At 58.3% G+C, this 6729-nt stretch carries 9 protein-coding genes; 6 read left to right on the top strand and 3 right to left on the bottom strand.

What is annotated here, in order from left to right; translation table 11 throughout:
- Positions 1-9: 9 nt before the first annotated feature.
- Genes pqqB through M0974_RS26190 form a run of 5 tightly spaced genes read left to right on the top strand, consistent with a single transcriptional unit; the run spans position 10 to position 4893 of the window.
- Positions 10-921: a pyrroloquinoline quinone biosynthesis protein PqqB gene (gene pqqB, locus M0974_RS26210; protein ID WP_297843954.1), complete on the top strand. Its 912-nt coding sequence runs from the start codon at positions 10-12 to the stop codon at positions 919-921.
- Between the two features lie 8 nt (positions 922-929).
- A complete protein-coding gene (gene pqqC, locus M0974_RS26205) occupies positions 930-1685 on the top strand; it encodes a pyrroloquinoline-quinone synthase PqqC (protein WP_297843952.1) in 756 nt (251 codons plus the stop codon).
- Complete coding sequence (pqqD, locus tag M0974_RS26200) at positions 1682-1957, top strand: pyrroloquinoline quinone biosynthesis peptide chaperone PqqD (RefSeq protein ID WP_297843949.1); 276 nt, start codon at positions 1682-1684, stop codon at positions 1955-1957. Before pqqC ends, pqqD begins: the two co-directional genes overlap by 4 nt.
- Positions 1958-1970: 13 nt before the next feature.
- A complete protein-coding gene (gene pqqE, locus M0974_RS26195; protein WP_297843962.1) occupies positions 1971-3101 on the top strand; it encodes a pyrroloquinoline quinone biosynthesis protein PqqE in 1131 nt (376 codons plus the stop codon).
- Entirely contained in the window at positions 3067-4893 is a 1827-nt protein-coding gene (locus M0974_RS26190; protein WP_297843960.1) for a S9 family peptidase, read from the top strand. The genes pqqE and M0974_RS26190 overlap by 35 nt, the downstream gene beginning before the upstream one ends.
- Positions 4894-4917: 24 nt before the next feature.
- Here the strand turns inward: M0974_RS26190 and M0974_RS26185 are convergent, their stop codons facing one another.
- The 3 genes from M0974_RS26185 to M0974_RS26175 form a co-directional block, all read right to left on the bottom strand.
- Positions 4918-5079 (bottom strand): YqaE/Pmp3 family membrane protein, encoded by a 162-nt coding sequence (locus tag M0974_RS26185; RefSeq protein WP_297843947.1) that lies wholly within the window; start codon positions 5077-5079, stop codon positions 4918-4920.
- Positions 5080-5166: 87 nt separating this feature from the next.
- On the bottom strand, positions 5167-5793 hold the full coding sequence (locus tag M0974_RS26180) for an aminotransferase class III-fold pyridoxal phosphate-dependent enzyme (RefSeq protein ID WP_297843944.1): 627 nt from the start codon (positions 5791-5793) through the stop codon (positions 5167-5169).
- Positions 5790-6488: an MOSC domain-containing protein gene (locus M0974_RS26175; RefSeq protein WP_297843941.1), complete on the bottom strand. Its 699-nt coding sequence runs from the start codon at positions 6486-6488 to the stop codon at positions 5790-5792. Before M0974_RS26175 ends, M0974_RS26180 begins: the two co-directional genes overlap by 4 nt.
- A 103-nt stretch (positions 6489-6591) precedes the next feature.
- Here M0974_RS26175 and M0974_RS26170 point away from each other — a divergent pair.
- Positions 6592-6729: LysR family transcriptional regulator (locus M0974_RS26170; protein ID WP_297843957.1), on the top strand; the 138-nt coding region annotated here is incomplete at its 3' end.

Here is a 6729-nt window from a genome sequence, read left to right as displayed (position 1 = left end):
GGAGCATAAATGCACATTCAGATTCTAGGTTCCGCCGCAGGCGGTGGTTTCCCTCAGTGGAACTGCAACTGCGTCAACTGCGCGGGCTTTCGCGACGGCAGCCTGCGGGCGCAGGCGCGCACTCAATCCTCCATTGCCCTGTCCGATGACGGCGTGAATTGGGTGTTATGCAACGCTTCCCCCGACATCCGCGCGCAATTGCAGGGCTTCGCGCCCATGCAACCGGGCCGCGCCCTGCGTGACACCGGCATCAGCGCGATCGTGTTGATGGACAGCCAGATTGACCACACGACCGGTCTGCTCAGCCTGCGCGAGGGCTGCCCGCATCAAGTCTGGTGTACCGACATGGTTCATGAAGACCTGAGCACCGGCTTCCCGTTATTCCCCATGTTGACCCACTGGAACGGTGGCTTAAGCTGGAACCGTATTGAGCTGGAGGGCAGTTTCGTCATCCCGGCTTGCCCGAACCTGCGCTTTACTCCGTTCCCGTTGCGCAGCGCTGCCCCCCCCTATTCGCCGCACCGTTTTGACCCGCACCCAGGCGATAACATTGGCTTGATCGTCGAAGACCTGAAAACCGGCGGCAAGCTGTTCTATGCCCCAGGGCTGGGCAAAGTCGATGAAGCGTTGATGCAGCAAATGGCCGCCGCCGACTGTCTGTTAGTGGACGGCACGATGTGGGACGACGACGAAATGCAGCGTCGCGGCGTCGGCACCCGCACCGGTCGTGAGATGGGCCATCTGGCGCAAAACGGTCCCGGCGGCATGCTTGAGGTACTTGAGCAATTGCCTACCCAACGCAAAGTGCTTATTCACATCAACAACACCAATCCGATCCTCGATGAAGACTCCCCGGAGCGCGCCGAGTTGGTCCGACGTAACGTTGAAGTTGCCTACGACGGCATGAGTATCGAGCTTTAGGAGCCCCCATGAGCGACGCCATTGCACTGTCACCCATCGAATTCGAAGCGGCCCTGCGCGCCAAGGGTGCTTATTACCACATTCATCACCCGTTCCACGTGGCGATGTACGAAGGCCGCGCGAGCCGTGAGCAGATTCAGGGCTGGGTCGCCAACCGCTTCTATTATCAGGTCAATATTCCGCTGAAAGACGCCGCGATTCTGGCCAACTGCCCGGACCGGGAAGTTCGTCGCGAATGGATTCAACGCTTGCTCGACCACGACGGCGCCCCCGGGGAAGATGGCGGCATTGAAGCCTGGTTGCGTTTGGGCCAAGCCGTAGGGCTGGACCCGGACCAATTGCGCTCGCAGGAATTAGTCTTGCCCGGTGTACGATTTGCTGTTGATGCCTACGTCAATTTCGCCCGCCGCGCCAACTGGCAAGAAGCGGCCAGCAGTTCGCTGACTGAACTGTTCGCGCCGCAGATTCACCAATCGCGCCTGGACAGCTGGCCACAGCACTATCCATGGATCGACCCAACGGGTTACGAGTATTTCCGTACTCGCCTGGGCCAGGCCCGACGTGATGTGGAACATGGCCTGACGATCACGCTGCAGCACTACACCACATACGAAGGCCAGCAGCGCATGCTGGAAATTCTGCAGTTCAAATTGGACATTCTGTGGAGCATGCTGGATGCCATGAGCATGGCCTACGAGTTGAACCGCCCTCCGTATCACAGCGTTACCGACCAACGCGTTTGGCATAAGGGGATCGCCCTATGAGCTTCGATCGACAACTGACTCCACGCTGGCGCCAGGGTTATCGTTTCCAGTTCGAACCGGCGCAAAATAGCCATGTGTTGCTCTACCCGGAAGGCATGATCAAGCTCAATGAGAGTGCCAGCGCCATCGGTGGCCTGATCGATGGAGAGCGCAGTGTCCAAGCGATTATCGAGGCGCTGGACCAACTGTTCCCAGGCTTTCCAGAACTCGGCGCCGACGTCGAGCAGTTTATGGAGGTCGCCCGTGCTGAACGCTGGATCGAACTTGCCTGATAGCAGCCCGTATATTCCGCCAACCCCCAAAACCGGCTTGCCACTGTGGTTGCTGGCGGAGTTGACGTACCGCTGCCCGTTGCAATGCCCGTACTGCTCCAACCCGCTGGATTTCGCCGCGCAAGGCCAGGAACTGACCACCGAACAGTGGTTCAAGGTGATGCGCGAAGCCCGTGAGATGGGCGCGGCGCAAATCGGTTTTTCCGGCGGCGAACCGCTGGTACGCCAGGACTTGGCCGAGCTGATTGCCGAAGCGCGGCGGCTTGGGTACTACACCAACCTGATCACCTCGGGCATCGGCCTCACCGAACAAAAAATCGTCGATTTCAAAAAAGCCGGACTTGACCACATTCAAATCAGTTTCCAGGCCAGCGACGAGCAAGTGAACAACATGCTGGCTGGCTCAAAAAAAGCCTTCGCACAGAAGCTGGAAATGGCCCGAGCGGTAAAAGCCCACGGCTACCCAATGGTGCTGAATTTCGTCACACACCGGCACAACATCGACAAGATCGACCGCATTATCGAGCTATGCATTGCGCTTGAAGCGGACTTCGTCGAACTCGCCACCTGCCAGTTTTACGGCTGGGCACACCTCAACCGGGTCGGCTTGCTGCCAACCCGCGAGCAACTGGTAAACGCTGAACGCGTCACCAACGAGTACCGGGCGAAACTGGCGGCGGAAGACCATCCGTGCAAACTGATTTTCGTCACCCCGGACTATTACGAAGAACGCCCAAAAGCCTGCATGAACGGCTGGGGTAGCGTATTCCTGACGGTCACGCCGGACGGCACCGCGTTGCCCTGCCATGGCGCGCGGCAGATGCCGATCCAGTTTCCTAACGTCCGCGAACACAGCATGCAGCACATTTGGTATGACTCGTTCGGCTTCAACCGTTTCCGCGGTTATGACTGGATGCCGGAGCCGTGTCGTTCATGCGACGAAAAAGAAAAGGACTTCGGCGGCTGCCGCTGCCAGGCCTTTATGCTGACGGGCGATGCTAGTAATGCTGATCCCGTTTGTGGGAAATCTCATCATCACGGCATGATTATTCAAGCCCGCGAAGAAGCCGAGTATGCTGATCAGACCATTGAGCAGTTGGCCTTCCGCAATGAACGTAATTCCCGGCTTATCATCAAATCCTGAGACTTTCAGCGCTGCCCAGGCGGTCGCTGCTGGCGTCGATTTCGCAGAACTGGCCGTCAACGCGGCCGGGTTGTTCTGGAACGAATACCGCCCTGAAGATGCCGCCTGCCGTATCTGGCGCCGGCATAACGGCCAGACGCAGTGCCTTACACCGCAAGATTTCAGCGTACGTAGCCGGGTGTACGAATACGGCGGTGGTTCGTTTTGCTTGGCCGACGACGCGGTTGTGTTCGTCAACGAGGTCGACCAACAGTTGTATCAGCAGCGCTTCGACGCGTCTGCGCCGCAATTGATCAGCCACGGCAACAACCACTACGGCGATGTGCGCTTCGCTCACGGGCAGATATTGGCTGTGGAAGAACAAGGCGACGTTCATCGCCTGGTGACGTTCGACAAAGCCAGCGCACAGCGCCACGTACTCGCCGAAGGCGCAGACTTCTATGCTGCACCAACTCTCAGCCCGGATGGCCAACGCCTGGCCTGGATTGAGTGGCAACGCCCACATCAGCCTTGGACCTCAACCCAACTGATGTGCACCGAGCGCCAAACCGACGGCCAATGGGCAACGGCGCGCTGTATAGCCGGGCAGGAAGTTGAAGAATCTTTGCAGCAACCGTGTTTTGACGCGCAAGGCCGATTGTTTTGCCTGACTGATCGCGGCGGCTTCTGGCAGCCGTGGGCCGAGAGCGCTGATGGTCTTGTCGCGCTGCCAGCCGCCTTGGCAGACCACTCTCCGGCACCATGGCAGTTGGGTGGCAGCACGTGGGTGCCGCTGGTTGACGGCAAGTACTTGGCCAGTTGGTCAGAAGAGGGGTTTGGTCAACTCGGTATTCGTCACGCCGACGGCTCATTGGAAGATTTCACCGCTGATTACAGCCGCTTCCGTAGCTTGGCGGCGGATGACGAATTCATTTATTGCATCGCGGCCTCGGCTGTTAGTCCTTCAGCGGTGCTTGCTATCGGCCGCAAGGATCACGACGTACGAGTACTGGCGGGCGGCATTGCACCGCTACCGGCTGAGCGCATCACTCGCCCTCAAGCGTTGCGCTATCCCAGCGGTGACGGCGAAGCTCACGGCTTCTTTTACCCGGCCATGACTGGCGAACAACTACCGCCGCTGGTGGTGTTCATTCACGGCGGTCCGACATCGGCTTGCTACCCGGTACTCGACCCACGTATTCAATACTGGAGCCAGCGCGGATTCGCCGTCGCCGACCTCAATTACCGAGGCAGCACCGGCTACGGCCGCGCCTATCGGCAGGCCCTGCATTTGAATTGGGGCGATGTCGACGTTGAAGACGCCTGTGCGGTGGTTGCTTACTTGGCCGAGCGCAAGCTGATCAATCCTGAACAAGCCTTCATTCGTGGCGGCAGTGCGGGCGGCTACACAACACTCTGCGCGCTGGCCTACCGTGATGTTTTTCGTGCCGGGGCCAGTTTGTATGGCGTCAGCGACCCTATTGCGCTGGCACGAGCGACGCATAAATTCGAAGGCGATTACCTCGACTGGCTCATCGGCGATCCGGAAAAAGACGCAGACCGATACAAAGCCCGCACACCTTTGCGGCATGCTGATCAGATCACCGTGCCGGTGATATTTTTTCAAGGTGAGTTGGACGCCGTGGTGGTTCCACAGCAAACCCGCAGCATGCTCAACGCACTGCTGGACAACGGCATTGCGGCCGAAGGCCATTTCTACCCGGACGAACGCCATGGTTTCCGCAAAGCCAGCAACCAGGCGCACGCGTTAGAGCAAGAGTGGAAGTTTTATCAGCGGGTGATGGATAGCTGATGTGGCTAGCCGGATACCCTAAGTTCACTCACGCTTGGCGATGATATAAACCGCGTGGATGACCCCTGGGAAGTAGCCCAGCAGGGTCAGCAGAATATTCAGCCAGAACGCGCCACCGAAGCCGACCTGTAAAAACACACCCAATGGCGGCAGCAAGATAGCGATGATGATGCGGATAATATCCATGGGGCGACTCCTGATTAAGACGGCTTTTATCAGCCACGCAACTAATCGACCCGCTGCGCTTGGCAGGGTTCAACGTCGCCTTAATCTTCACGCCGCGACAGCGCCCCAATTTTCAGAGATCGTCGCAGGTGAACGCTTGCCTGAAACGCTACTGCCGCGAGCCAGAACCGCGGCCACCGACCTGCCATCTTCGACCACACCACCAAATACAACGATGTCGGCACGAATCCCACAAAGGTCTTCGCACAGTAATGTCTCTCGATGACCAAGATGGCTTGCGGTCTCATCGAGCACTAGCAAAATTTTCAATTCACGGCACAGTTGCGCGGCGCCCTGAAAATAAGCGCGCGTTGCTACCAGATCAGCATCGCTGCCGCGCCTCGGCTCCAGAATAATCGCAACGGTGTGTGCATCGACTGCAGCGTGCAGCGCCGCCAGGTCATTGAACGGCACACTCAATGAGCTTGGGCCGCTGACGCAGGTTGAAACGACTCCAAACGCGCCATGCCGGTGCTGCTGGCCCCACTTACGCGTGAGCCTGATAGCAACTTCCCGTGCTTGCGCGCCTGTATCTACGATGTGCACTTGATCGTGGCTTGGGCTCCGGCGCAGCAGTTCGGCGAGGCTAAACCCGGCGAAGTCGTCGCCGCTGAGTGCGTCGCGCTCGGCATTGGTGCGCACTTGTCGATTGAACAGCAGCTTGAGCAAGTTCATGCGCGCAGCCCTTCCAGCGGCAACCCAAGCAAACGGTCCGACCAATCCTCGATCTTGCCGGTGCGCAGGCGCTTGAGCGCAATGTCACGCCAGCGCGATGACAGCGCAGGGCAATCCACCAGTTCCTTCAGGCTCGAATGCTCCAGCGGCTCAAGGAAAAAGCTGTGCAAGGCCCAAGCCACGGTCAAACCCGGGTAGCTGCGCTGCACTAATTCAAATGGATCGCTGCCACTGACATAACCCGGCTTTAGCACTCGATAAAACCAACCGCAGCGGCCACTGTCTTGCGCCTCTTGCGGCATGTTTTCCAGACCCCAGCGATGGGTTAAGCGATAGCATGGGGAACGCGGCTGGCTGATCTGCAGCAATGCGTCGCCCCAGCGAAAAATATCGCCGAGACAGGCCTGCTCTTCGGTAATGCCATGGGTCGAGAGGTTTTCGCCAAACGCCGGAGCGGTCCAATCGATGTGCGGATAGAGCGTGCTCCAGTAGGCGTAATGTTCAGCGGGGTAGTGATGCAGGGCTCGTTCAGGGCCGGTATGAAAGCGTGGATCACCGTGTTCATCGGTGCCCAAACCTTGTGGCCACAGCCACGTACGGCGCTCCAACCTTTGCTTATCGATGTCAATGACCAATCCGTGTCCGAGGTTTTTTGCTTTACCTATGAATATACCGTCGACAGATATGCTCTTCATCGAAATTTCTGGCCCTGTAAGCCCTGAGGAATGGGACTAGACTAAGCCCTCCTCGGTGGCTACCGCCATTTCGATTTACTAACACTTTCGATAAGTTTTTCTTATGGATTTTAGACAGCTGCGTTATTTTGTCGCCGTGTACGAAGAAGGCCATGTCGGGCGCGCAGCGGAGCGCCTATCGTTATCGCAACCCGCGCTTTCACAGCAGATCCGTCAGCTCGAACACAGCCTGGATGTGAGT

Source organism: Pseudomonas sp., from assembly GCF_026224925.1.
In the GTDB taxonomy this organism is placed as follows: domain Bacteria; phylum Pseudomonadota; class Gammaproteobacteria; order Pseudomonadales; family Pseudomonadaceae; genus Aquipseudomonas.
The sequence above is the reverse complement of the archived record's forward strand: the minus strand, read 5'-3'. Positions and strand labels throughout refer to the sequence as shown.

What these genes read in the sequence shown, in the direction of transcription:
- M0974_RS26180 (WP_297843944.1), bottom strand. Translation starts at nt 5,793, where the DNA reads ATGAACTTGCTCAAGCTGCTGTTCAATCGACAAGTGCGCACCAATGCC.
- pqqD (WP_297843949.1), top strand. Translation starts at nt 1,682, where the DNA reads ATGAGCTTCGATCGACAACTGACTCCACGCTGGCGCCAGGGTTATCGT.
- pqqC (WP_297843952.1), top strand. Translation starts at nt 930, where the DNA reads ATGAGCGACGCCATTGCACTGTCACCCATCGAATTCGAAGCGGCCCTG.
- M0974_RS26185 (WP_297843947.1), bottom strand. Translation starts at nt 5,079, where the DNA reads ATGGATATTATCCGCATCATCATCGCTATCTTGCTGCCGCCATTGGGT.
- pqqB (WP_297843954.1), top strand. Translation starts at nt 10, where the DNA reads ATGCACATTCAGATTCTAGGTTCCGCCGCAGGCGGTGGTTTCCCTCAG.
- M0974_RS26190 (WP_297843960.1), top strand. Translation starts at nt 3,067, where the DNA reads ATGAACGTAATTCCCGGCTTATCATCAAATCCTGAGACTTTCAGCGCT.
- M0974_RS26175 (WP_297843941.1), bottom strand. Translation starts at nt 6,488, where the DNA reads ATGAAGAGCATATCTGTCGACGGTATATTCATAGGTAAAGCAAAAAAC.